Annotated in this window: 22 protein-coding genes and 1 pseudogene; 15 read left to right on the forward strand and 8 right to left on the reverse strand. The window is 60.4% G+C overall.

The features are described 5' to 3' along the window. The first annotated feature begins 353 nt into the window (after positions 1 to 353). Complete coding sequence (locus RQI28_RS19275) at positions 354 to 668, forward strand: NAD(P)-dependent oxidoreductase (protein ID WP_311224294.1); 315 nt, start codon at positions 354 to 356, stop codon at positions 666 to 668. A gap of 37 nt (positions 669 to 705) precedes the next feature. On the opposite strand, the gene RQI28_RS19280 is transcribed toward RQI28_RS19275, so the two are convergent. Beyond that, positions 706 to 2,310: a sigma 54-interacting transcriptional regulator gene (locus tag RQI28_RS19280; RefSeq protein ID WP_311224290.1), complete on the reverse strand. Its 1,605-nt coding sequence runs from the start codon at positions 2,308 to 2,310 to the stop codon at positions 706 to 708. 194 nt (positions 2,311 to 2,504) lie between these two features. Here RQI28_RS19280 and RQI28_RS19285 point away from each other — a divergent pair, with 194 nt between their 5' ends. The 3 genes from RQI28_RS19285 to RQI28_RS19295 all read left to right on the forward strand — a co-directional run bounded on the left by RQI28_RS19285 (position 2,505) and on the right by RQI28_RS19295 (position 4,346). Continuing rightward, a complete protein-coding gene (locus RQI28_RS19285; RefSeq protein WP_311224289.1) occupies positions 2,505 to 3,059 on the forward strand; it encodes an OsmC family protein in 555 nt (184 codons plus the stop codon). 96 nt (positions 3,060 to 3,155) lie between these two features. Further along, entirely contained in the window at positions 3,156 to 3,860 is a 705-nt protein-coding gene (locus RQI28_RS19290) for a DsbA family protein (RefSeq protein ID WP_311224288.1), read from the forward strand. A gap of 309 nt (positions 3,861 to 4,169) precedes the next feature. Then, positions 4,170 to 4,346 (forward strand): hypothetical protein, encoded by a 177-nt coding sequence (locus tag RQI28_RS19295; RefSeq protein WP_311230462.1) that lies wholly within the window; start codon positions 4,170 to 4,172, stop codon positions 4,344 to 4,346. A gap of 275 nt (positions 4,347 to 4,621) precedes the next feature. Here RQI28_RS19295 and RQI28_RS19300 read toward each other — a convergent pair. Both RQI28_RS19300 and RQI28_RS19305 read right to left on the reverse strand, forming a co-directional pair. After that, positions 4,622 to 5,880, reverse strand: a protein-coding gene (locus RQI28_RS19300) for an IS3 family transposase (protein ID WP_311224292.1) whose coding sequence is annotated in 2 segments (ribosomal slippage) — positions 4,622 to 5,556 and positions 5,556 to 5,880 — 1,260 coding nt in all. Because the reading frame shifts where the segments join, the coding sequence is not laid out codon by codon here. Between the two features lie 67 nt (positions 5,881 to 5,947). Then, complete coding sequence (locus RQI28_RS19305) at positions 5,948 to 7,153, reverse strand: PatB family C-S lyase (RefSeq protein ID WP_311224287.1); 1,206 nt, start codon at positions 7,151 to 7,153, stop codon at positions 5,948 to 5,950. A gap of 289 nt (positions 7,154 to 7,442) precedes the next feature. Here RQI28_RS19305 and RQI28_RS19310 point away from each other — a divergent pair, with 289 nt between their 5' ends. From RQI28_RS19310 to RQI28_RS19345, 8 genes and pseudogenes are all read left to right on the forward strand, one after another. Continuing rightward, positions 7,443 to 7,976 (forward strand): Lrp/AsnC family transcriptional regulator, encoded by a 534-nt coding sequence (locus RQI28_RS19310; protein ID WP_311230461.1) that lies wholly within the window; start codon positions 7,443 to 7,445, stop codon positions 7,974 to 7,976. A 782-nt stretch (positions 7,977 to 8,758) separates the two neighbouring features. Continuing rightward, positions 8,759 to 9,118, forward strand: coding sequence for a hypothetical protein (locus RQI28_RS19315; RefSeq protein WP_311224285.1), 360 nt, complete (start codon positions 8,759 to 8,761; stop codon positions 9,116 to 9,118). A 259-nt stretch (positions 9,119 to 9,377) separates the two neighbouring features. After that, positions 9,378 to 10,022 (forward strand): SCO family protein, encoded by a 645-nt coding sequence (locus RQI28_RS19320; RefSeq protein ID WP_404976947.1) that lies wholly within the window; start codon positions 9,378 to 9,380, stop codon positions 10,020 to 10,022. Positions 10,023 to 10,073: 51 nt separating this feature from the next. Continuing rightward, on the forward strand, positions 10,074 to 10,550 hold the full coding sequence (locus RQI28_RS19325) for a copper chaperone PCu(A)C (protein WP_311224283.1): 477 nt from the start codon (positions 10,074 to 10,076) through the stop codon (positions 10,548 to 10,550). 181 nt (positions 10,551 to 10,731) lie between these two features. Continuing rightward, positions 10,732 to 12,765, forward strand: coding sequence for a TonB-dependent receptor (locus RQI28_RS19330; RefSeq protein WP_311224282.1), 2,034 nt, complete (start codon positions 10,732 to 10,734; stop codon positions 12,763 to 12,765). Continuing rightward, positions 12,765 to 14,186 (forward strand): PepSY domain-containing protein, encoded by a 1,422-nt coding sequence (locus tag RQI28_RS19335; RefSeq protein WP_311224281.1) that lies wholly within the window; start codon positions 12,765 to 12,767, stop codon positions 14,184 to 14,186. Before RQI28_RS19330 ends, RQI28_RS19335 begins: the two co-directional genes overlap by 1 nt. Further along, a complete protein-coding gene (locus tag RQI28_RS19340; protein WP_311224280.1) occupies positions 14,183 to 16,318 on the forward strand; it encodes a TonB-dependent siderophore receptor in 2,136 nt (711 codons plus the stop codon). Before RQI28_RS19335 ends, RQI28_RS19340 begins: the two co-directional genes overlap by 4 nt. Positions 16,319 to 16,360: 42 nt before the next feature. Next, positions 16,361 to 16,713, forward strand: a pseudogene (locus RQI28_RS19345) (transposase); the annotation flags it as partial. A gap of 118 nt (positions 16,714 to 16,831) precedes the next feature. Here the strand turns inward: RQI28_RS19345 and RQI28_RS19350 are convergent. Next, complete coding sequence (locus RQI28_RS19350) at positions 16,832 to 17,719, reverse strand: LysR family transcriptional regulator (RefSeq protein WP_311224279.1); 888 nt, start codon at positions 17,717 to 17,719, stop codon at positions 16,832 to 16,834. 85 nt (positions 17,720 to 17,804) lie between these two features. Here RQI28_RS19350 and RQI28_RS19355 point away from each other — a divergent pair, with 85 nt between their 5' ends. Beyond that, positions 17,805 to 18,797, forward strand: a complete 993-nt coding sequence (locus tag RQI28_RS19355; RefSeq protein ID WP_404976948.1) for a DMT family transporter — start codon at positions 17,805 to 17,807, stop codon at positions 18,795 to 18,797. A gap of 1 nt (position 18,798) precedes the next feature. Here the strand turns inward: RQI28_RS19355 and RQI28_RS19360 are convergent, their stop codons facing one another. Both RQI28_RS19360 and RQI28_RS19365 read right to left on the reverse strand, forming a co-directional pair. Further along, positions 18,799 to 19,347 (reverse strand): cysteine hydrolase family protein, encoded by a 549-nt coding sequence (locus RQI28_RS19360; RefSeq protein ID WP_311224278.1) that lies wholly within the window; start codon positions 19,345 to 19,347, stop codon positions 18,799 to 18,801. Between the two features lie 63 nt (positions 19,348 to 19,410). Then, on the reverse strand, positions 19,411 to 20,298 hold the full coding sequence (locus RQI28_RS19365) for an MBL fold metallo-hydrolase (RefSeq protein ID WP_311224277.1): 888 nt from the start codon (positions 20,296 to 20,298) through the stop codon (positions 19,411 to 19,413). 194 nt (positions 20,299 to 20,492) lie between these two features. Between RQI28_RS19365 and RQI28_RS19370 the strand changes: the two genes are divergently transcribed. Then, positions 20,493 to 21,383 carry a helix-turn-helix domain-containing protein gene (locus RQI28_RS19370; protein WP_311224276.1) on the forward strand — a complete coding sequence of 297 codons (891 nt, stop codon included), beginning with the start codon at positions 20,493 to 20,495 and terminating at the stop codon, positions 21,381 to 21,383. Positions 21,384 to 21,579: 196 nt separating this feature from the next. Here the strand turns inward: RQI28_RS19370 and RQI28_RS19375 are convergent, their stop codons facing one another. After that, entirely contained in the window at positions 21,580 to 22,440 is an 861-nt protein-coding gene (locus tag RQI28_RS19375; RefSeq protein ID WP_311224275.1) for an NmrA family NAD(P)-binding protein, read from the reverse strand. Between the two features lie 92 nt (positions 22,441 to 22,532). Here RQI28_RS19375 and RQI28_RS19380 point away from each other — a divergent pair, with 92 nt between their 5' ends. Further along, on the forward strand, positions 22,533 to 22,871 hold the full coding sequence (locus tag RQI28_RS19380; RefSeq protein ID WP_311224274.1) for a helix-turn-helix domain-containing protein: 339 nt from the start codon (positions 22,533 to 22,535) through the stop codon (positions 22,869 to 22,871). Positions 22,872 to 23,173: 302 nt separating this feature from the next. Here the strand turns inward: RQI28_RS19380 and RQI28_RS19385 are convergent, their stop codons facing one another. Further along, the gene (locus RQI28_RS19385) at positions 23,174 to 24,136 is read right to left on the reverse strand and encodes an IS5 family transposase (RefSeq protein ID WP_311224273.1); all 963 of its coding nucleotides are present in this window, start codon (positions 24,134 to 24,136) and stop codon (positions 23,174 to 23,176) included. Between the last annotated feature and the right edge of the window lie 37 nt (positions 24,137 to 24,173).

The following is a 24,173-nucleotide window of genomic DNA, read 5'->3' on the forward strand; positions in this document are numbered from 1 at the left end:
ACTACTGCCTGGACGAGGCCGCTGACCACCCACTGGCTTTGATGCTTTCCCTGCAACGCGGCATTTGTCGTGCTTCGACTGCGACGCGCACTGGCGAGTGAAACGCACAGACGGCCGGTCGCCTCAGCCGTCTTCGCGGACAGACACTCGGACTATCGGGATTCGGCCGCATCGCACGCTCGGCGGCGCACGCGCCACCACCTTCGGCTTCAACATCATCGCCCACGACCCATATTGCGAAGCGGATGTGTTCAAAGCTCATGGAGTCGGCTAGGTGCCCCTGGACGAGCTCCTTGCCAGATCGGATGCTCTGTACCTTCATGCTCCGCTGACGAGCGCCAGCCGGCAGATGGATTGATGCCGAAGCGATCGCGGGCATGAAGAAGGGTGCCATTCTCGTCAATACCGCCCGCGGCGGCCTCATCGACACGGTAGCTGTGATTGACGCGATCAAACGCGAGCACTGGGGCGGCGCCGGTCTGGACGTGCTGGATCAGGAGCCGCCTCCTCAGGACCAGCTGAGGCATGGCCTGGACAACCTGCTCATTGCGCCTCACCTGGCGTTCTACTCCGAGGAGGCCATAGAGTACCTGCAGCGCCGGTCGGCACTGGCTGTCGCGGACGTGTTGCAAGGCAAGGACTCCGTGCATTGGGCGAACCGCGGGTAACAAAGCGGGCCTATCGGACTGAAGGGGCTACCGCGCCCTACCTACTCGCGATACCTAGCTTGCGCAGTTTCCCCGCTACGGAGCTGTGCGAGAGGCCCAGCTGAGCGGCCAGCTTGCGCGTGCTGGGGAACTTTTCATAAAGCTCAGATAGCAGTTCCCGTTCGGTCTCCTCCATCCGGGATGCGTAGATATCGCTCACCGACTTGCCAGATGTGGATGCCATCTGACTTTGTGAATGCGAGTACTCGGCGGAGGCCTGGGTCTGTTTGACATCCGGGGCCGCATGGCGCACCTCTTGGGGCAAATCAGAGAGTTGCAGCACCTCAGACTCCGCGAGAGTGATCGCGCGAAACAGCAGGTTCTCCATCTCACGCGCGTTACCCGGCCAACGGTATTCGCACAGGCAATCCATCGCTGCAGCGGAGACGCCGATACAGCGGCCACCCACTTGAGCGGTCGCCCGCGCAATAAAGTGCTTTACCAGTTCAGGTATGTCCTCTCGTCGGTCCCGTACAGGTGGCAGCTCAATGGTAAGCACATTGATTCGATAGAAGAGATCTTCGCGAAACTGCCCAGACTTGAGCATCTCGCGCAAGTCGCGATGGGTTGCGGCAAGAATACGAACGTTCACTCTTGTTTCGGAGCTACCACCAATGCGCATGAACGAGCCGTCCTGCAGGAAGCGCAAGAGCTTGGCCTGCATGTAAGCGGACATTTCGCCAATCTCATCGAGAAAGACTGTTCCACCATCGGCCAGTTCAAAAAGGCCTGGCTTGCCAGTGCGCTGCGCGCCACTGAATGCACCAGCTGCGTAGCCAAAGAGCTCGCTCTCCGCCAAGCTTTCAGGCAGCGCGGCGCAGTTCAACGCGAGAAACGGACGCCCAGCCCGAGGCGACATCCTGTGACAAGCGCGCGCAACCAGCTCCTTGCCGGTTCCCGTTTCGCCGGTGATGAGCACCGAGGCCTGCACCTGTGCGAACCGCTCAATAAGTCGAGCCACGTTGTGCATGGCGCTGGACGCTCCAATCAGCCCAGTGCTGGACAACGGCTCGCGTTTTTCGATGGCGTAAAGGCTCTGGCCCAGTGCAGACACCGACCGAAATATGAAAATGGCTCCGTGCGCATTCTCATGAGGATCTTCTTGCTGCTCAACAAGAGGAAGGACATCCACCAGGAACGGTCTTCCTTTGACTGAAACCTCGCCCCCAGAGCACGTGTTCAGTCTGTCCATGAGGCAGCTTCCCACCTCCAGGTCGTTGAGCGACTTGCGGGCTGACGGGACGAGCAGACTGGCTTCATCAAGGTCGAATACCTCGATGGCTGCAGCGTTTGCCAGGATGACGTGTGCAGACATGTTCACCGCGATCAGCGGCTCGGAGATCGCGTTTACCAAGGCCGCGAACTGCATGCGCTGACATTCATGCGGCAGCAACTCGACCTCCCTGACACCTTTCACGCCAGCAACATCCGTCAACTCGCCCACCAGGTCCGACAGGCCCTGTGTGCGCAGGGCGGGAATGTCGAGGTAGGTTTTGTCATCCGCCACTTCGATACCCCGCACGCTCAAGCTCAGCCGCCTGAAAACCGCAAGCAACTCAGGTCGAAGACCCGGTTGCGCATTGCTCGAAATCTCAATCTTCATAAGCGCTTGGACGAAATAACAGACACCGGACCGCTGATGTACAGCAGGCCGTACGGATTTTTGCACACATCACCAGGGAAACCGCATAAGCCATTGATTTTAATGGTAATTTTCCTTGGCACGCATGTTGCAAATGTGACTAGGTGCCACTCGGCACAAGTTCTCCAACCTGCTTGAATTTATAGATCTAAATCATGAGTGCAAATCTGAACGGTATCGACGTCGTTGGCCTGAAATCATTTGTCAGCGCCGTCAAGGACGACCCGAAAAAGGGCATCGCGCAATTCAGCGTAAACACCAACTGGGAAGGTCAGACCCGCACGGTCGCCACCACCTCTGAATACGTCCTTGGTGGTCAGAAACATCAACGTCATTTCGAGATCGCTGCCGACGAGCCGGGCGAACTGTTGGGCAAGAACTCGGCCCCCAATCCACAAGAAGTCCTGATGGCGGCGCTCAACGCATGCATGTCGGTGGGTTATGTCGCCAACGCTGCGGCCATGGGCATTGCCATCGAGAAACTTCAAATCACGACCGAAGGCGAACTCGACCTGCGCGGCTTCCTCGGCCTGGATGCAAACGTGAAGCCTGGGTACGAACAGGTTCGCTACACCGTGACACTGCGTACCAATGCGCCCAAAGAAAAGGTGCAAGAGCTCCACGAGCTGGTCATGCGCACGTCGCCAAACTTCTCCAACTTCGCCAGCCCCATCAAGATGATTCCGACGCTGGTGGTGGAAGCGGCCTGAGCGCTTTTAGACAGAGGCGGGGAATGTCGATGCACCGATGGCACTCCTCGCTCCGGCAATACAAGCCTCACTTGCGAGGCGAGATACGACTACGTCATGAAATCAAAACTGCTCTACGTCACGGATGCCTACTGCTGCTGGTGCTACGGCTTCAGCAAGACCATGGCAATGGTCTCGCAAGAATTTGGTGACCGTCTGGACATTCAGGTCGTCAACGGCGGAATGATCCCCCGCGACTTGCCATTGCAGACACTGTTCTCTTCGTTCGCAGATCCGGTGGCCCTGCACGCGCGCATCTCAAGCATGTCAGGCCAAGTGTTCGGCGAGGCCTACCTGGACCAATTGCGCGCCCTCTCACGCTCCTCTCGGGTCGTGAATTCTCTGGTGCCCGCGTGCGCCATGCAGGCCATGAAATCACTGACGGATGCGAGCGACCTGCAGATATTCACCGAGTTTCAGCATGCCTATTACCGTGATGGCATGGACCTGACGTCGATATCGACCTATCGGCACCTGGCCTTGATGTTCGATGTGGATCCCGACGCATTCGAACTCGCCTTCGAAAAACAGAAAAGCGACAGCGCAGTCAAGGGCGAGCTCGCATTGGCCAAGCAACTGGGGGTCCGCGGCTTTCCTGCCTTGCTACTCCAAGACGGGTCTGGATACACCGCCGTTGCAAACGGCTTCGCCGATTTCAAAGCCGTCAAGAGCGCTCTCGACCGGAACCTCTCACAGCAGACGCATGCTGGAGTGGCCGCAACTGCCAGTTCTTGCAACATTGACGGCAGCGGCTGTAGCTAAGCGCTTCCCAGTCGTCTGAGAGCAGGCGGTGGCCGCTCATACCCAGTCCGTAAACTGCAGTGCCAATGCTGGCGGCGTGGCCTTGGGAGCGTGCTGCTGCGTTGTCGATGCTGAACAGCTTGCCAGGAAGGCGTTCGCGAACAGTTGCCGTAGACAAGGCCTTTGACACCCGAGACTTCGTACAGGCGTGCCGCCAAGGGTGCATCATGCCTCATGTCGCAGCCACACCACGCGCTGGGATGGTAGCGCCATTGACGGCAGAGCGACACGCTATCCCGGTACGAACTCAGTCAAACCATTCGCAAGCGCATCGAGGAGCACTTTGGCTGGGGTAAGAGGTGGAACGCATCTGCCAGACGGACGGTCTACCGTGGCATTGAGCGCGTGGACCCGCAGTTCAAACTGACTATGACGGCCAGCAACATCGTGCGGATGGCGCGGATGTTCAGTGCGATGGGGCAGCGACGAACCGCTAGATGCAACTGACAGCCTTGGCGAGCGCTCGCCCTCTGCTAGGTAGCTTTAAGTGCCATCCAACCAAGCTGTCAGCTGCAGACGTCGATCGGACGGTGGCATTTTTGTCTAAATCGCTGAATTCAACAGCCTGCCAGGCCTTCACCGTTCGCATAGGCATGAACTACACCACCGCCGTGGCTTGAATCGCCACGACGAGGTTTCGGTTGCCAGCGAAGATCGACTGTCATTGGCGCACCATAGCCGCAGAGGTTCGATGATCTTGCCCCCGCATAACCGGACACGGTCTATACGCTGGTTGACGCGCTCCCGGTATGGGCGACGCGCTGTTGATGTTGCCTGAATTCTCTGGGCGACCGCATTCTCAGGCTCGAGTGCGGATGCACATTGTTGAAGTGCTCGAAGGCCGCGGGCAGTTGCGCCATCACTATCTTGGCGTCGGCCAGGTCCATGTGACTGACGTAGTCGCGCTTGAAGGTGTTGACGAAGCTCTCGGCCATGCCGTTGCTTTGCGGGCTGCAGACGGGCGTGGTCACAGGCTTGAGGCCCAGCGAGCGAGCAATCGCGCGGGTGTTCCCAGCGATGTACGCGCCGCCGTTGTCCGTCAGGAACTCCAGTTGGTGGCCCTCTGGAATGGACTCCACGGCGCCGAAGCGCTTCTCGACGGCCTCGATGAGCATTTCGCGCACGGGCTCGCCTGGCAGGCCTTTGCCAGGCCACGCACGCCACGCCATGATCTCGCGGTCGCAGCAGTCCTTGGCGAAGGTCGCCGTCACGGTCTCTCCGGAATCGCACTTGATCTCGAACCCATCTGAGCACCAGCGTGTGTCGCTGGCGCTTACCGCCACCTTGCCCTCGTGCTTGCGGCTGGACTGCGGTCGGCGCGGAGCCTTCGGCAGCAGCAGCTTGGCCTCGGCCATCACGCGGTACGCGCGCTTCGGATTCACCACCGAGCGGCCTTCGGCGCAGCGCTGGCGATTGACCAATGCACAGGCCCGTCGATAGCCGTAGCTCGGCAGATCGGCAATGTGCTGCCGGATCTCGACGAGCAGCTCTTCGTTGAGCGCAGGTGTGCGATTCATCCGGCCGTCGCGCCAGTCCTTAGGGCGATGAACTCGTGCGTGTACGTGAGAGCGCGCCACACCCAGCGCCTCGCACACGGCCTTCATGGCTCGTCCTTTGGCAACAACGGCGAGCGCGCAATCCACTTTTTTTCGGCGGCGAACTCCACAGCCTCCTTGAGAATCTCCAGGGTCTTCTTGCCGAGGATGCGTTGCAGCTTGGCAATCTCTGCGCGTGCCGCGGCCAGCTCCGACGCCGGCACCACCGATTCACCAGCAGACACCGCCACCAGCGCGCCTTCTCTCTCGAGCCTGCGCCACTGGAACAGCAGGCTTGCCGCTACGCCCTCCTGGCGCGCTACCAGCGACACCGACATGCCCGGTTCATACGTGCGCCGAACCAGCGCAGCTTTCTCCTGCACCGACCACCGCCGCCGGCGCTGGTCGGTCATCACGATCTCTACGGGTTCCGTACGCCTAGTCATATTCACAGTCCTACTCCTATCCTCAAAGATAAGCGATGGACCGTGTCCGGTCATTCAGGGGGCTAGCTCATCGACTTGCGATTACAGCCGAGGTCAACTTTTTCAAAGCTACTTCAACTTGCATTCGCGGGCATGCAAGGTTCAGCCGAACGTGCTGCGCACCGTTTGCCACGAACATTTCTCCTCCTTCGAGGATAAGGCCAGCCTTTTCGATAAAGAACCTGGTTAGATTGACGGAGTCATCGAAATAGGCACTTAAGTCCACCCACGCCAGATACGTGGCCTGCGGAATCTGGAACCTTGCCTTGGGCAGCCAAAGCGAAAGATATCGATGCATGAATGCAAAGTTTTCATCAAGATACTTCCTGAGTGCGTCGAGCCAGGCTTCGCCACCTCTATAAGCACCGACAGCCGCAGCAAGGCTTAGCGGGTTGACGAACGGATAGTGCCTTCGCTTCCATTCAGCGCGAAGCTCTGGATCGGGGATAATTACCGTGGCGACCATCATCCCTGCCAGATTGAACGTCTTGCTCACCGCCATGCAGGTGATGATGTCCTTACTGCTCGGGAATAGCTTGGCCAGAGGCACATGCGTGACCCCGGTGCGGGTCAGGTCGCAGTGTATTTCGTCAGACACAATCTTGACGCCATTCGACAAGCACAGTACGGCCATGCGGCGCAACTCATCCTCTCTCCAGACGCGACCGGTCGGGTTATGAGGATGACAAAGAAAAAACAGCTTTACGGCCGGGTCGCGAACCTTGCGCTCGAAATCTTCGTAGTCAATCTCGTAATCCCCATCGACATTCTTGAACAAAGGCGAGGTTTCGAACACCCTATCCCGTTGGACAACAGCATGCTTAAAGTAGCCGTACGACGGCGCAAGACTGAGCACCTTGTCACCTGGAGCGCACACGTATTCGACGAGGCCGAAAAGTGCTGGGATAACTCCTAGGGAAATCTGCATCTCCTCTTGATCGAAACGCCAGCCGTACCGCCGGACAGACCACGTGCTGAAGACGTCATACAACTGATCATCGAAGTTCATCGTGTATCCGAAGATGGGATGCTCTAGCCGCTCACGCATGGCCCCGATCGCAGCCTCGGGTGCTGCGAACTGCATGTCAGCAACCCACATAGACACCAGTTCTGTCTCAGTTACTTGCAAGGGCGGCTCCAAGGGTTCAGTTCCGAACAAGTAACTTTCGAAACCATCCTGCGCGAGAGCGTTAGTGCCGCGCCGCGAGATCGGCTGATCAAAATCAAACGTCATAAGAAACTTCTTCTCCTTAAACAGATCTGGCAGTTGGCTTGTAGGCCGCACCGACTTCTTCTTGCATCAGTGTTCGTGGCCGTAATTCCTCCCGTTTGCACGATTTCAGCTTAATGAGGGCGCCATCAGTTGAGCACCTATCGCTCAGCGCTCAAGCGAAGATTTTGCAGGCGCTCACGGGAAATTTGATTTCCTATACTTCTCCAATTGCGCGAGAATGGCTAATTAAATTAGCTCCAAGCGCCAAGTGGATAGATAGTTCCCACTGCGAGTTAGTTGAAAGGGGCTGGTGAGCCCTCGTTCCGGAGGCGGGCTCTTTATCGAGCTTTTTCTGCTTGGACCAAGCCATGTCGGAGTTGAAATGGTTAAGTTGGACAAAACAGATCGCACTATCCTGCAGCTTCTCCAAGCCGACGGTCGACTAGCCAATACAGAGATAGCGTCGCGCGTTGCGCTGTCACCTCCGGCGTGCTGGAAGCGACTTAAGCGCCTGGAGGAGAACGTGATCAGGGGCTATCACGCCTCGTTGGAGCCCAGGGCACTGGGGCTTGGGCTGTTCGCGTTCGTCAGCATCCTGCTTGACGATCATTCTGAAAAGGCGATGAATCGTTTTGAGAGCGATGTAATGACGTTGCCGAGCGTGATAGCCTGTCACAATGTCTCTGGTAAGTATGACTACTTGCTGCAGGTGGTCGCGGCCGACATGGAGGCCTTCCATGAGCTGGCACTGAACAAAATCCTTCGCAGGTTCGGCAACATTAAGGAGATGTATACCGGATTTTCGCTCAAGGAGATCAAGCGATCAACGAGCCTGCCCTTGTGAGATTAGGGAGCGTTGGCTTCAAAGTAGGACGCAAATTTGATCTTTTTTCTGCCGGGTTACTGGTGAGGCGCCCACCCCGTTTGACAACGTTTCCGCACCACTAGCAGGAAACGTTCTATTCTTTAGCCGCAGTTTCTGCGGCTTCGCAGAGAGGCCCCCCGCGGTCTGCGGAAGTTGACGTTCTTTTTAGAGGTCGGCACGCCGCCACTGACTCGCCCTCGTCTGCAGGAGCAGGTCGCCGTTCTTATCGTCGGCGAGCCCTGAACACGCGGCGTTTAAATCCAGCGAATGCTGGCATTTGCGCATCGGTTGTTGAACTGCGTGTCGCACGCCAGGGATGCAGGTTCACGTTGCAAGCGTGTCGCATTGCGTACTCTGCGATTCAACATGTGCAGGCCAACCCCGGCTGGCAACAGTTATACAGCAGCGTATGTTGTTAAGTGCAATTGCGCGTCTCGGCATAAGGTAGTCCACAAACGGACTCTCAACCACGCAGCAGTTCAAAGTTTCGTATTCCCCATATGCACATATTCTTTAAGTGGAGACTAGTACATGCAGGCCTCCATATAACGTGCATTCTCGCTTGTGTGTGGGCATCATCCGTCCTGCTGCCCTGGAGGCGGATCCTCACTCGGTCCGCCCAAGGTCGCCTCGACACTACATACAAAGATGTGGTTTGGGGTAAAGCGCAGCTTTGATCTGCGTCACTCACCTACCACCTTCCGGCCCCGGGCCATAGACTTTTGCACATGCCATCGTTTGGTGGATGCGATAATCATTTCATGCAAGCACTGCGCACATCGTCACTGCTGGCCCGTCTTGTCCTGGCGTGGTTCATGTTGACCGTGGGCACGGCCATTGCATCACCCATCGTTCACCCGCAGGCTATGCAACTGGTCTGCGCTACCGGCAGCACCGTCAAGCTGGTAGTCGTCGGCGAGGATGGCAATGCGGTGGAAATGGGTCACCAAACCCTGGACTGCGCAATGTGCCTGGGCGCTGGGGCACCGCCGCCCCAGGAGTCCATCCACGCGGCCTACAGTGAACCTCTGGCGCATGCCCTCAAGCCTGTCGTTGCAGCCAATATCGCTGCACTCGTTGGCGCACCTCTGCCTGCACGCGGACCCCCTGCCCTTCTCTGACACCTGAGCCGCCGGTTGCCCGTACGCGGGCGCTGGCCTGGGTCGTTTCGTGCCCCGGTGATTAGTGCTTGCACCGGCTCGCCCCCAGGGTCGTAGTCCCTGAATACATCGATTGCCAGTCGCCGCCTTCTCTCGCCCCGCGAAAGACAGGCGTGCACACGGCCATTGCCGCGCCCTGCCTGAACGACACAAGTCCTTGACTCGCGGGCTACGACCAGATGCCGGCCCCGCACCATCCACTCCAGGAAATAAAGACTTCATGCCACCCCTGCCTTGCAACACCCGCCCGAAGGCTGCCGGCGGCAGCCCCCTGAATCAGCGTCGGACAGTGCTCACACTCGCCTTGACGCCCGTTCTGGCTGCAGCCCTTGCAGGCTGCAAGAAAGCACCTGTGGCCTACAAGGGCACGGATATTACCGGGGCGCAATACGCCCGCGGCTTCCAGCTCAAGGACGCTGAAGGCAGGGTGCGCACGCTGGCCGACTTTCAGGGAAAGGCCGTAATGCTGTTCTTCGGGTTCACGCAGTGTCCAGATGTCTGCCCAACAGCGCTAACCCGCGCGGTCGAGATACGTCAGTTGCTGGGTAAGGAAGGCCAGCGGCTACAGGTGCTCTTCATCACCATCGACCCTGAACGGGACAACCCGGCGGTGCTCGGGGCCTACACGCAGGTCTTCGACCCCAGCTTCATCGGCCTGTATGGCGACCTGGAGCAGACAGCTGCTGCCGCCAGTGAGTTCAAGGTTTACTACAAGAAAGTGCCCACGGGGGCCTCCTACACCATGGACCACTCGGCACTTAGCTACGTCTTCGATCCTGAGGGAAAGCCGCGCCTGGTGCTGCGCCACGAACAGAGTGCCAAGGAGTGCGCGGAAGACCTGCGCCAGCTCCTGCACTCGACTTAAGCAATTTCATCATCCATCCACTCTTCTGTCCATTTCACAAGAACGAACTCTATGACTTCCATCATCCGATCCCTCCTCACCGCAGCCTCCTTGTTCACCCTGGCGATCACGGCGCAAGCCCAGGTCACCGTCAAGGACGCCTGGGTCCGAGCCACCGTGCCCCAACAGCATGCCACGGGCGCTTTCATGCAGCTTAATGCCGCCAAGGACAGCAAATTGGTCTCCGCCAGTTCGCCACTCACCCCCGTGGTGGAGGTCCACGAGATGGCCATGCAGGACAACGTCATGCGCATGCGCCAGATCCCGGCCGTCGAGTTGCCCGCAGGCAAGGCGGTAGACCTCAAGCCCGGCGGCTACCACGTGATGCTGTTGGATCTCAAGCAGCAGGTCAAGAAAGGCGACACCGTCCCTATCACCCTCGTGTTCGAAGGCAAAGACGGCAAACGCGAATCCATGGAGATCAAGGCCCCCGTGCGCGCTCTCAATGCCACAGCCAAGCCTGCAGCCCACGGCGATCACAAGCACTGACCACGCCACGCTTTGCATAAGGGCGCTTCGTCGCCCGATCCTTTTTGCCTGCCAACCCAAGGTGTTTCAGTCCATGGCCAGCACGTCCCAGGCACCTCAATGGTGCTGGCACAACCAATGGTCCTTCGCCTGACAGGCGTTTTTTCTACCCAAATGCCCTTGAATGGCATCTGATCGCTCCATGTCACGCTCTCTGCTTTTCTCCTATTCACTGATCGCCCTGGCGTGCGCCAGCCACGTGCATGCCCAGACCGCCAACGCTGAACAGGACTCAGCCCTGACGCTGGGTACCGTCGATATCAAAGCAAGCGCGGTTGGCCCGATGCCCGCGCGCAGCGTCTTCAGCTCCGTGGACATCCTGGGCGCAAGCATGGTCCAGGACCAGCGTGTCGACTACAGCTGGGAATTGTTCTCGCGGGCTCCCGGCGTGCAGGTCACCCAGTTCAAGCAAGGCACGGATGCAGGCCGGTTTTCGTTTCGCGGCTTCAATGGCGAAGGGCGGATCAACGCAGTCAAGCTGTTGATCGACGGAATCCCCAGCAATGACAACGCAGGAGGCATGCCCTTCCTGGATGCAGTCTTCCCGCTGGACATCGAGGCGGTCGAGATCGTCCGTGGGACCAATGACCCGCGCCATGGCCTGAACAACATCGCGGGCAATGCCAATGTACTGACGCGCAGTGGCGGCAACGGGGGCTGGGCCTCGCTGACACTCGGCAGCTTCGGCACCAAGGAAGTGCAGATCGCCAAGGCCATCGAGAGCGGGAACTGGAGCCAGAACTACATGGTTGCATACCGCGATTCGGACGGCTACCGCGAGCATGCCGATGCCAGAAAACTCGCACTGTCCGGCAAATGGTTCTACACCAGCGACGACAGCCGCTGGCGCGCAGGGCTGACCGCGCGCTACTACCGCAACAAGGCCCTGGAGTCGGGCTACCTCACCTATGAGCAGGCGATGAACGCGCCGCGCAGCTCACCCGCGTATGCATCGGCTGACCGGGGGGAACGGGAGACTGGGCAACTGGGCTTGCACCTGGACGGCGAGCTCAGCGACACCCTTTCCTGGTCGAGCAAGGTCTACGCCAACCAGTACGAGAACCAGCGCTGGGTGCGCTTTTCTGCCGCGGGCGTGCAACAGGAGCGCTACAACGACGAGCAGCAGCGCGGCGCCCTCACGACACTGACGTGGCGGCCCAAGGTCAACTGGGCGCATGAATTCACGCTGGAGGGCGGCCTCGACGCACAGTGGCAGGACAACGTCGGGCAACGCTACCGCACCACCGAGCGTGTACGCACGTCCCAGTTTCGCGATTGGGACTTTGACCTGAACACCCAGGGCGCCTACCTGCAGGCCGTCATCCGGCCAATCCCACAGCTCAAGATCGTCCCTGCGTTTCGGGTAGACCACGTTGACGGCGATTTCGCGGACCGGCTTGCAGGCACTACGGCTGCGACGCATGACTATGGCCTCATCAAGCAGCCCAAGATCAGCGTGGCCTACGCGTTGAACTCGCAGGCCAGCGTGTACGGCAACTGGGGGCGCACCTTCCAGATCGGCTCTGGAATCGACGCCTATCGCACCCAGGCGCGCAACCTCAAGCCCTCGATCAATGACGGCTGGGAAGCAGGCGTCAAGTTCAGCCCCGCCCCCTGGATCGACGGGCGCGTGGCGTATTGGGAGCAACGCGCCTCGGGCGAAGTCGCCCGCGTGTTGGGCGTTGACGGCCTGCCCGATGCCGGTGGACTGGGCAACGTGGGCAAAACGCTGCGCAAGGGCTACGACATCCAGCTCAATACGCGCCCGGCCGCCGGCACCACGGCCTGGATTGCCTACTCCCACCAGGTCACCCGCATCACCGTCCCTGACCCCAGTGCGCCCGCCACCCAGGGCAAGGAGATCGAAAACGTGCCGCATTACCTTGTGTCGGCCGGCGTGGATTACCAGGCCAGCGAACAGCTCAAGCTCTCCGGCTGGATGAATGCGCAGGGCGACTACTACCTGGAGCGCACGAATGCCCTGGGGCGCATCGGCAAATATGCGCTGCTGAACCTGGGCGCCACCTATCGCGTTTCGCCATCGATGGATGTCAACCTGCAGGTGAAGAACATCACCAACCGCAAGTACGTCTACGCCTGGTACGACAGCGGCTCGTCGGGATACTCCCCGGGCGATGGCCGGGCGTTCTACGCCAGCCTGAGCGTGAAATTCTGATGGCCGCTGCAGCCACTCCGGGCGCCCCGGTATCGCGAAGCGCTGCCGCCAGCAGTTGGTACCGCGCAGTGTGGCGCTGGCATTTCTACGCCGGACTGCTGGTGCTGCCTTTTCTGGTCTGGCTGGCAGTGACCGGGGGGCTGTTCGTCTTCAAGGCAGAGATCGACGGCTACTTCCACCATGGGTTGAAGTACGTCGACCCGACACCGGCTCAGCCTGCGCCCCCCAGCGCGCTGGTGGCTACAGCACTCGCATCCCATCCCGGTACGCTGCGCAAATACACGCAGGCCGCGTCGGTTCGAGAGGCGGCGGAGGTGGGCATCACAACGCCCGGCGGTGAACAACTCTCGGTGTTCGTCAATCCCTACAGCCGCCAAGTCCTGGGCACGCTGCCCGAAGGGGGCAGCGTGGCGTGGACCATCCGCAAGCTGCACAGCCTGAAGTATTTCGGTCCCATCGCACGGGGGGCCATCGAGATCGCAGCCGGCTGGTCCATCCTGCTGGTACTGACAGGCCTGTATCTTTGGTGGCCGCGCTCGGCCAAGCACTCTGCGGTGGCCGTGCGTGGCAAGCCTGCTCAGCGCGTTTTCTGGCGCGACCTGCACGCGGTGACTGGCGTATTCGTGGGGGTCGCAGTGGTCTTCCTCGCAATCACGGGCATGCCGTGGTCGGTGCTCTGGGGTGCCAAGGTCAATCAATGGGCCAATGGGCACAACTTCGGCTACCCGGCCGGCGTACGGGTGCAGGTTCCCATGTCGGAGATACGGATCAAGGACGGTTCAGTGACGCCATGGTCGTTGGAACATGCAAGGACGCCCCTGTCTGCCGCACCCGGGCATGAGGAACACGCAGCGCACGACTCTCACCCACGCGCTGACGACCCGCACCGCATTCCTGGCCCAGATGTAGTTCACCCTGCGCTGGACCTGGATGCCGCCGTCGGCCGGTTCCAGCAGTTGGGCATGGTGGCCGGATACACCGTGAACCCGCCCCGAGGTGCGACCGGCGTGTACACGGCATCTGCCTACCCGCATGACCTGTCGCTGCAGCGCGTGGTCCACATCGACCAGTACACCGGCAAGGTCCTTCTGGACATGCGTTACAGCGATTACGGCCCATTGGCCAGGTGGCTAGAGTGGGGCATCAACGTCCACCTGGGCCAGGAGTTCGGGGTGCCCAACCAGGCCGTTCTGCTGATCGCTTGCGCAGGCATCGTGCTGCTGTGCATCAGCGCAGGCGTGATGTGGTGGAAGCGGCGCCCCTCAGGTGGCCTGGGCGTTCCGCCGCTGCCTTCTGACCGCCGCGCGCTGGGCGGCATTGCTGCGCTGCTGGCCATCGGTGGTGCGTTATTTCCTCTGGTGGGGGCATCTCTGCTGGTGATGCTGACGCTGGATTTCTTCCTACGGGACACCTTCAAATGAATGCAACCATCAAGGCACTGACCTGGTCCGTCGCAGTGGCCACCTCCCACATGGCGCTCGCACAAGCCCAGGCCCAGCCTGGCAGCACCTTGCCCCCGGTAGTGGTGCGCGAGTCCGCAGTCCCGGAAATCCTGCGTGCGGGCAACCTCGCAACGGGATCCGCCACCTCGACCATGGACACGCCTTTCTCGGCGTCCAGCCTGCCGGTTGATGTGCTGCGCGCACAGGGCGGAACGACCTTGCAGGAGGCCCTGCGCAACATCCCCGGCGTACAGGCCGATTCAGGGTTCAACGGCTCGCACGCCCAATTCTTCACCCTGCGCGGCGCCATCATGGACAGCGGCACGGGCTCCAGCCGCATCCTGCGCGATGGCGTGCGGCTGTCCAACTACCCGTTTGCGTCCTCCTTCGTCGAATCCATCGATGTGCTGCGCGGCCCAGGCGCTGCGCTCGGCGTGCGCAGCGAACCTGGCGGCACGGTGAACCTCGTGACCAAGCAGCCACGCTTAGCCAACTTCGGGTCGGCCGGCGCCAGCATCGGCACTTCGGGCGCTCTGGAGTTGTCGGCAGATATCAATCGCGTTCTGTCGCAAGAGCATGAGCTGGCGGCCCGACTGGTGCTGACGAAATCGGACAGCAGTGAATGGCGGCATGTGCCCGACAAGCTTGAAGGCTTGAAGCTGGGCATTGCCAAGAGCGACGGCAACCGCTACCACCTGCGGGCAGGCGCCGAGGTCATCAACCAACGCTACCAGCCGGACTACGGCATCCCATCCCTGGGCGACCGGCCCGTGAACGTGCCGCGCGACCGCCAGTTCGGTGAACCGGGCACGGACTCGACGACAGACACCCGCATCATCGACCTGCATGGCGACGTAGCCCTGTCCGCCAATACAAGACTCAACGTGGATCTCACGCACTTGTGGGCAGATTCCACGTCGGTCAAGAGCTTCTTGAACGGCAACCCGCTCGCGGTCACGCCAGCTACGCCGACTGGAACCTTTGCGCGCGGCGCTGCCGTGGAGCCCGGCACGGACCGCCGGATCGACTCGGCCGCAGTCTCTTTGACGAGCCGGCAAGCGACGGGCGCGGCCAAGCACCAGTTGTTCTTCGGCCTGGACTATTACCGCGAAACGCTCGACCAGCCATCGCTCCTGGTTCCCACCTCCGCAAGCCCGACCATCAACGTGTTCAACCCGGTTTTCGGCCAGGTCAACATCCCGGGTTGGACCAGCCTTGCGGCCGGTGGGCTGACGACGCAGAACCTTCGGAGCGTCGCGGCCTCCATGCAAGACACAATTGATCTGGGGGACTGGACCTTCGTGGCAGGTCTACGCTACACCAGGCAACAGTTTCTCTACGGCGCGGCAGGCACGCGGGAGGTCGAGGAATCGGTGCTCTCACCGAAGCTGGGCGTTCTGCGCAGGCTGTCGGGCAGCGATAGCCTCTACGCCAACTGGGCCAAGGGCATGGCGCCCAACCAGGTGTCGTCGTCCAGCATCCAGTCGTTGCCGTCGCGCCGAGCTCGGCAGTTAGAGTTCGGATGGAAATCGCTGTGGCAGGGCGGCCGGTTGACGTCTGACCTGGCCTTGTTCCAGCTGGACCAGAGCAACATGATCTCCGCCGACCAGAGCACACCGCTCAACAACTTCGACTTCACGGTCGATGGCACCGGGCGGTCAAGAGGCCTGGAAGCATCCCTGACGGGCGAGGTCAGTCAACGCATGACGGTGCGGGCCGCCTACGCGTACACGCGCGCGCGAGTGCTGTCTAACTCCCTGCTGGCCGGCAAGACCGCGCCCAACGTCGCGCCACATGCCCTGAGCCTGTGGGGCGAATACCAATGGGACATTGCCTCGGATGCCAAGTGGGTGACCGGCGCTGGTGTCTACGTACAGAGTGCGCGCTACGCCGACCGCGCCAATACGGTCACCTTGCCGGGCTATGCGCGGTTCGACCTCACCCAGACCTGGAAGAAGCCGCTGGGTGGCGGCCAATCGGTGGAAGTGCAACTGGCCGTGCGCAACATCACCGACAAGGCTTACTACGTCTCCAGCCACCTCCATGTGGCGCGGTGGGTGACGCCCGCGCAGGGGCGCAACGTGCAGCTCTCCACCGTGTACCGGTTCTAAGCCGTCTCCAATGGTCCGTTGAAAGCCAAGCGGCCGGTGGACAACATCCACGACAAGCATCCACGAACGGATCTGCTGCATAGCAACGAGCGGCGTGTATACGGAGACAGCGCCTACCTCAGTTAGAAGGCCTTGCTCGCATCAACGGCTGCGCACGCTCGTGACTTCACTAACCAGCGTGTGCGCATGCGGGTGAGATATACGCACTGCAGCGCTCAAGGAACCGCAACAAGTCCAAGGTGAGAGCCCGCATGGAGCATTTCTTTCCAGTGGTCAAGGGGCTGTGGGGTTTTAACAAGGTGCGCTACCGCCGGCTGGCCAAGAACGCCACGCGCTCGTTCGTGGCCTTGGGTCTGGCCAATATCTACCGGGCGCGCAAGCGTCATGTGGCATGAGTGCGCCTGGAGTGGGTGCACTGGCGCTTGAGGGCGAGAATGGCCCACCACGAACAATCGCGCGTCATGCAATCAATGCGCGTGGTTCGCTGAAATCGGTGGCTTGTTCAGCGTTCCCTTAACGCAACGAAGCCGCAACGCTCTTTGCGACATTCAAGAAAGCCTCGACCGCAGGGCTGACGTGCGCTCTTTTCAGAACTGCCAAGCCGACCGATCGCTTCACTCTGGGCGTCAACGGCTTTTTGGTCACTCCCGGGCATAACGCCATGATTTCGTCGGGCACGGCCAAATCGGCCACGATGGAAAAACCGGACCCGTTTTCCACCATCTTGATGATGGTGATGATTTGTGCGTAACGCTGTTTCACGGCGGGGTGCAAGCCCTCTTGTGCAAAGAGGCGCTGTATCGCGCTGGCACTGCCCGCCAAGGTCAGGATGAAAGGCATCGCGCTCACTTCAGACAGCGACACAGCCTTCTTGGCCGCAAGCGGATTCGCGGCGGGAATCAGCGCGACAAACTGGTCGTCCACCAAAAGAACCGTATCGAAGCGCTCATCTGGCAGCACCACAAATCCGACATCCACCCGGCGTTCGATGAGCCATTGGCTCACGTCATCGTCCTCGCCTTCGTCCACGAAGACATCAATGCCTGGGTAGCTTTGCTCGAACTTCGCCAGAATGCGCGGCAGCAGTTGCAGTGACGAGGTCGTGCCGAATGAGCCGATGCGCAGCACCCCGCTGTGCAGCCCCCGTACCGCTGCGACCTCCTGCCGGATCGCCTCGGATACACCCAAGAGTTCGCGCACGCGCACCAGCAGGCTCTTGCCAACCGCTGTGACCTCAATGCCGGTCGGTCCACGCGAAAGTAGCGTCACGCCCCACTCGGTTTCCAATTGTTTCAATGCGTGCGACACCGCCGACTGGGTGATCGCCAGCCTGTGCCCGGCCGCCGTAAAGCTACCGAGTTCTGCGACGACTGCAAAGATCTCAAGCTGTGTGAATGTCACATGCAGGTCCGGCTCAACATGAGCATTAACTCATTTTACTATGACACAAAATGAGTAATATCATATTCATATTCACAACGAATCCATGAGAAAAACCACCATCGTGGTTACAAACATGACGACACCGACGACTTTTCTACCGCTGGCACCTGCACCACTTGCTTCCAGCCAGCCCTCTGCATCCAGCACCGTGCTCAGCCCGGCATTGAGCCTTAAGCTGGTCATGGTTGCCTTGTTCTGGGGCGGCACCTTTATCGCCGGCCGGGTTGTGGCCCAGGCGTTGCCGCCAATGACGGCCGCATTCGGCAGATTTCTTGTGGCGGCCATCCTCTTGGTGCTGGTTGCATACCGGCTCGAAGGCGGGCTGCCTCGTTTGAACCGCTCACAGCTGTTGTCCACCGCAGGCATGGGGTTGACCGGGATCTTTTTCTACAACCTGTGCTTCTTCGGTGCATTGGCACATATCCCCGCTGGCCGCACTGCCTTGTTTGTCAGCCTGACACCTGTCGTCACCGCGTTGCTGGCCAGCCTTGTCTTTAGGGAGCGCCTTGGGCTGCAGCGCTGGGCGGGGATCGGGATTGCCTTGATCGGCGCGTTGATTGTGATCACCCGTGGAGACCTTGCCGGGGCCATACGTGACATTAGCGGGTCGATTGGACCTGGAGAAATGCTGATGTCGCTGGCCGTCTTGAACTGGGCTGCGTACACGCTGATTTCCAGAAAGGCGACAGAGTCGACCTCCCCCATTGCGTGCACTACGTACGCTACTTTATGGGGACTCGCCTTCATTTCGCTGGGTGCTGTGGGCGAATTCGGATCTGTCCCATGGTCATCCCTGGGATGGCAAGTATGGTCCGCGATTTTTTACCTTGGAGCCTTAGGCACCGTTGTGGCTTTCATATGGTACCAACAGGGGATTCGCGCAGTGGGACCCTCTCGAACGGCGGTTTTCACCAACCTGGTGCCTGTGTTCGGGGTTTTGCTCTCCGCCGGCCTGCTGGGGGAGGATCTCTTGGTATCCATGCTGTTCGGCGGAGTTGCGTGTGCTATCGGTGTTCTATTAGTGAATCGAAAATAGTTCAGCCCGCTGCATACGCGTCGGTGGTCGTGATCGCGGCATAGCCAAAAGCCAGTGCAGCCATGGCTGCAGCATGCACCTGGGCTGCAGGCACCGTTGTGCCTTCAAACTCCAGATCCATGGTTGCGCAGGCATCGTGCACCACGGTGACGGGGTAGCCGAAGTCGGCAGCGGCACGGCTGGTTGCCTCGATGCACATGTGGCTCATCGCACCGATGACCACCAGCTCCTTGACGCCTTGTGCGTCCAGCAGCTGCTTGAGGTTGGTGTCGCGGAACGAGTTGGGGTAGTTCTTGAGGACAACGGACTCGTCGTCGGCCGCAGCAACGATAGAGATGATCTGTACACCGGCGCTGCCGGGCACGAAGACCGGTGCATCCGCCTGCGCCATCTCATGCCGGACATGGATGACCAATTCGCCTTTGGCACGTGCCGCCGCAACGACGCGGGCGGCGTTGGCCAGGGCTGTGTCGATGCCGACCAGCGGCAGTTTGCCCGTGGCGAGGTATTCGTTTTGAAGATCAACAACGATGAGGGCGCGCTTGTTCATGGAAGCTCTTTCTTTCAGTGGTTGGGCAATCAATGACCCGCCTGCTGCCAGGCGGGCCGGCCTTCAGAAGGCGTAGGACTCACCATCGGCGGGAACCAGAACGCGTTTCGAGTCCATGGCTTTTTCCTTGATGAAGTCATTCAGGTCCTTGCGGTTCTGCATGCCGTGGTTGACAGAGTCCATGTGGCTGCCGATGACTTTGACGTGGGGCGCTGCCAAGTAGGCGCGGTACAGGTCGTCTTTGCCCATGATGATGGAGCCGCCCACACCCTGGATGCGTGCATAACCCGTGTTCAGGACGATCACATCAGGCTGGTACTGCTTGATGGCATCTTCCACCTGGGCATTCCAGACGGTGTCTCCTGCCACGTAAACGGTCTTGTAGCCCTGGCGCTGAAAGACGACGCCCATGACTTTGCCGAGGAGTTCTCCGGCGACAGCCATGGCCTGGTCCGAGCCGTGTTGGCCGGCGGTGATGCTCAGGCGGGTGCCGTTGAACACGGTGTCCTTGCCCAGCACGCGAACGTTCGTGAAGCCATCCTTGCGGATGCTCTGCGCGTCGGCTTCGTTTTGTGCAAAGAGCGGTAGGTTTTTCGGCAGGCTTTGTTTGGCCGCGTCGTCCCAGTGGTCCAGGTGGGTGTGGGTGACGATGATGGCATCGGCCTTCATCACGTCGGCCAGCGGTATGGGCAACTCCACCAGCGGATTCCTCAGCTGGCTGTCGTAAGTGCCCGGAAAGCCGGGATAAGTGCCCTTCTTCGCCAGCATCGGGTCAATCAGGAACGTGGTGCCTGCGTAGTCAATCTTGATGGTGGCGTTGCGGATCTGCTGGAACTTGACGGTTTGTGCCGTCGGCGCAGCAGTCGGTCCGGTCGCGCGGGATTCGGGGGTGCCGCATGCCGCGAGGGCAAACAGGCAACTCAACGCAGCGGTGCCGCGCAACAGGTTCAAGACTTTCGTGGGATTCCCGGGTTCATTCGGTTGAATAGATGCGCACCGGATTGGGCTCGGTGGCAAAGAGATTGAATTTTCGAGAAACACCGACAAAGCCACCATTGGCCTGAATTAATATCTTCGATGTTATTGGGCCATAATGCAGCCATTCTCTAGTTGCCACCATACAACCTCGTCTAACTGGAGCCTTCATGCCGCCCGTCCGTGTTGCCGTGCTGGCCTTTAATGGTGTCAGCCTGTTCCATCTCTCGGTGCCTGGCATCGTTTTTGGCGTTGAGCCGGCACCCAGTGGCCTCCCCCCTTATGAGGTGCAGTACTGCGCACCCACCCCCGGCCGCGTGCAGTGCGACCAGGGTGTGGAGGTGGAGGCGCCCAGCGGGCTGGAGGCCATGGTGGACGCCGACATCGTGGTCGTCCCAGCCTGGAAGCACCCTGAAATCGCGGCCCCAGTGGCGCTGACCGACGCACTGCGTCAGGCCCATGCGCGCGGCGCTTATGTGGTGGGCCTTTGCCTGGATGCTTTTGTGCTGGGGGACGCTGGCTTGTTGGATGGGCGGCAGGCCACCACCCACTGGGCGTGCCGTGAACTCTTCGCCCAGCGCTTTCCCCAGACAGACTTCCTCCCCGATGTGCTGTATGTCGATGATGGCCAGGTCATCACGTCGGCGGGCACGGTGGCGGCCATCGACTGCTGCCTGGATATCGTGCGGCTGCGCCACGGCGCCGATGTGGCCAATCGCGTGGCGCGCATGCTGGTGACGCCGCCACACCGCCAGGGCGGGCAAGCCCAATACATCGAACAGCCCGTACCCGCCCTGCCCAGCGAGCACCGTTTGCCCGGCGTGCTGGAGTGGGCACGCGCGCATCTCTCGGAGTCGTTGTCGCTGGACTCCCTGGCCGACGTGGCGCGCATGAGCCGGCGCACCTTTACCCGGCGCTTTCGTGAGGCCACGGGCACCACCGTGAACAAGTGGCTGGCGGCGGAGCGCATCGGCAAGGCGCAGCAATTGCTGGAAACCACCGACATGCCGATCGAGCGGCTTGCGGCAGAAGTCGGCTTTGGCACATCGCTGGCATTGTGACAGCACTTTGCACAGCAGGTGCACACGTCGCCGTCAGCCTATCGGCGTGCCTTTCGCAAAGACCGACGCAACGAAAATGCCCCATCCATAGCGACCTCGCAAGCACTACAGGATGACCTGTGCCGGGTTGAACTGCCCGGTTTGAGCGGGTAGACGTTCCCGCTCAAACCAGTCACGGCAAGCCAATGACGCTTGGTCAGGCCGCTACTTCAGCCAGCCATTGCTCCAACGTGCGGGGTGTCAGTCCAAGCAGCCGTTGTGCACTTGTTTCCTGGGCAATTGCGTTCGCGGAGGCTTGCGCTTGCAACTGGTAGCCGGCTGCGACACCAGCAGCGCCATCGGCACCGATAAAGGGGGCGATCATCTCCCCGAATGCTGCTGGCTCCTGGCTGCGGAACGCTACCGGGCGTCCCAAGTAACGCGTGAGGCCTTCCGCAAGATCCATCCCAGTGATTGCGGGCGACTGCCCGACGCCGACCACACCGGTCACGGACGCATCTACCAGCAGGCGCGCGACAACCTCGGCAACATCCATATGGGAAACCCACGACACCGGAAAATCTGCCCGCAAGGGATACTGCAGAACGCCCTCGGCCTTCACCGGCCCGAATACGAGTGGATTGAGCAGATTTTCAAAGAACAGGCGCGGAGCCACCACCGCCAATGAAACCCCTGTTTGCTGGACTTCGCGCACTAAGGTCGAGATAGCACTTTCTGGCGGGTTCTGCAGCGGTGAACTCGGCTCGTCCACCACCCATCCGCTGGTGGAGATCACCACGCGCTGCGGCTTTGCGCGGGCAATGGCCTGCGCGATGTTGCGGGCGTACTGCAGGCGATCCGCTTCAGCCACCACCGGCAGATGGATAAAGATACCCTCCGACCCTTGGTAAGCCGCTACCAGGGAATCCACCGAGGCATTGTCAACCGCCACGGCAGGCATGCCCTTGACGGCTGAGGTGTTGCGAACAGCGGCAACAGCGCGCTTGCCCGACTGAATCAGACGTGCCAAGACGGGGCCACCTTGGGCGCCAGTCGCGCCGTGAATCACGAAAGTCATGGAAGTTTCCCTCTAGGGTGTAGTGGATAGAACACCAATAGTCTATTATTAGCACTAGTTACGTCAAATGCACTAATGGAGCAAATTCAGCCATGGAGCAAAAAAAGCCCCCCTGTTGCGGAGTCGCCCGGTTCCTGATGCTTCTTGACGGCCCGTGGGCCACACTGATCGTGCGCGAGATGCTGCACGGGCCCCACCGGTTTACGCAGCTCAAGGATGCGTTGCCCGGCATCAGCGCCCACACATTGACGCACCGGCTGAAGGGCTTCGAGCGCCATGGGTTGGTCACGCGTACCGCATATGCCGAGACCCCGCCACGGGTCGTTTACGCACTGACGCCCCTCGGCGAGGGCTTGCGCGTGGTTCTGGAAGCGATGGGAAAGTGGGGAGACGCAGTGCCGGACAAAGCGGCTATTCCAACTGTGAATTAGTAGCCCACGCAGTGAGCACAGATCCCTCAGACTGGCAGCTTCAGGCTGGTTGCGGAAGTTCGACAACTGCCAGCTAGACATCTGCACGAAAGCTGGCAGCAGTCATTCGAGACCGATTCGGATTAGACAAGCGTACCGACGTTTAAGGATGGTCTGAATAACGCAAGTTCAATCGTGGTACTGGCCGAAGATTTTTCGCATGGTCAATCACAGCGGCAGAATCATCGACTTCATGGGCCATCTATCGCCTCCTGGCGGCATTAGGGCCTTTTTCCAGGCCGTTGGCCTATTTGCAAGCGCACTCATCCCTGCATCGCCAGCAACTTGGCCCGCACCATCCACAAGTTGGACGGCGCAAACAGCGTGACCAATTGAGCCGTGTTCTTCTTCAATCCCCGGTAGCGCACCTTGGCGTAGCCGAACTGCCGTTTGACCACCCGAAACGGATGCTCCACCTTGGCCCGGATGCCCGCCTTGAGCTTTTCCAACACATTGGTCAGTACAGCGGACGTGCTCACCTGGTTCAGTAACGCCCGGCGTTTGCCCGGTCTCATGGCGATGGGCCAGGTGACGCCGCCCTTGGCATCTGCACGCTTGCCGATCCCCTGGTAGCCAGCGTCGCCGAAGGCGTCGACTTCCTGCCCGTGCAGCAGGCTGTTGCCCTCGGTGACGTCGCCCACATGACCAGATGTGCCGCGCACGGTGTGCACGAGGCCTGAGTCCGCGTCCACCCCGATATGGGCCTTCATGCCAAAGTGCCACTGGTTGCCCTTCTTGCTGGAGTGCATCTCCGGGTCGCGCGCCTTGTCTTGGTTATTGGTGGAACTGGACGCAGGGATCAGCGTGGCGTCCACGGCGCTGCCGGCCTTGAGCGGCAAGCCGCGTTCGCTGAGCAGCGCGTTGACCGTGGCCAGGATCTGCTCGGCCAGCTTGTGTTTCTCCAGCCGGTGGCAGAATCGCAGAATCGTGCTCTCGTCGGGCAGGCGGCCATGAGCGTCGAGCTGTGCGAACTCGCGGTACAGCGTCGTGTCGAAGAAGGCCTCTTCCATGGCCGGGCCCGACAGGCTGAACCACTGCTGCATGAAGTGCACACGCAGCATCGTCTCCAAGGCAAAGGGTGGTCGGCCGGACTTGCCTGCGGGATAGTACGGGGTGATGAGATCGACCAGCGCTGTCCAGGGCACCACACGTTCCATCTGCGCAAGGAACTCTCCCTTGCGCGTGCGCTTGGTCGTCAGGCTCAGTCCCAGATCGGTTTGCTTCATGATTCAGCGTGCAAGCATATTGCGGGCCGGGTTATGC

The organism is Acidovorax sp. WCS2018Noco2-16, from assembly GCF_031843945.1.
In the GTDB taxonomy this organism is placed as follows: Bacteria; Pseudomonadota; Gammaproteobacteria; order Burkholderiales; family Burkholderiaceae_C; genus Paracidovorax.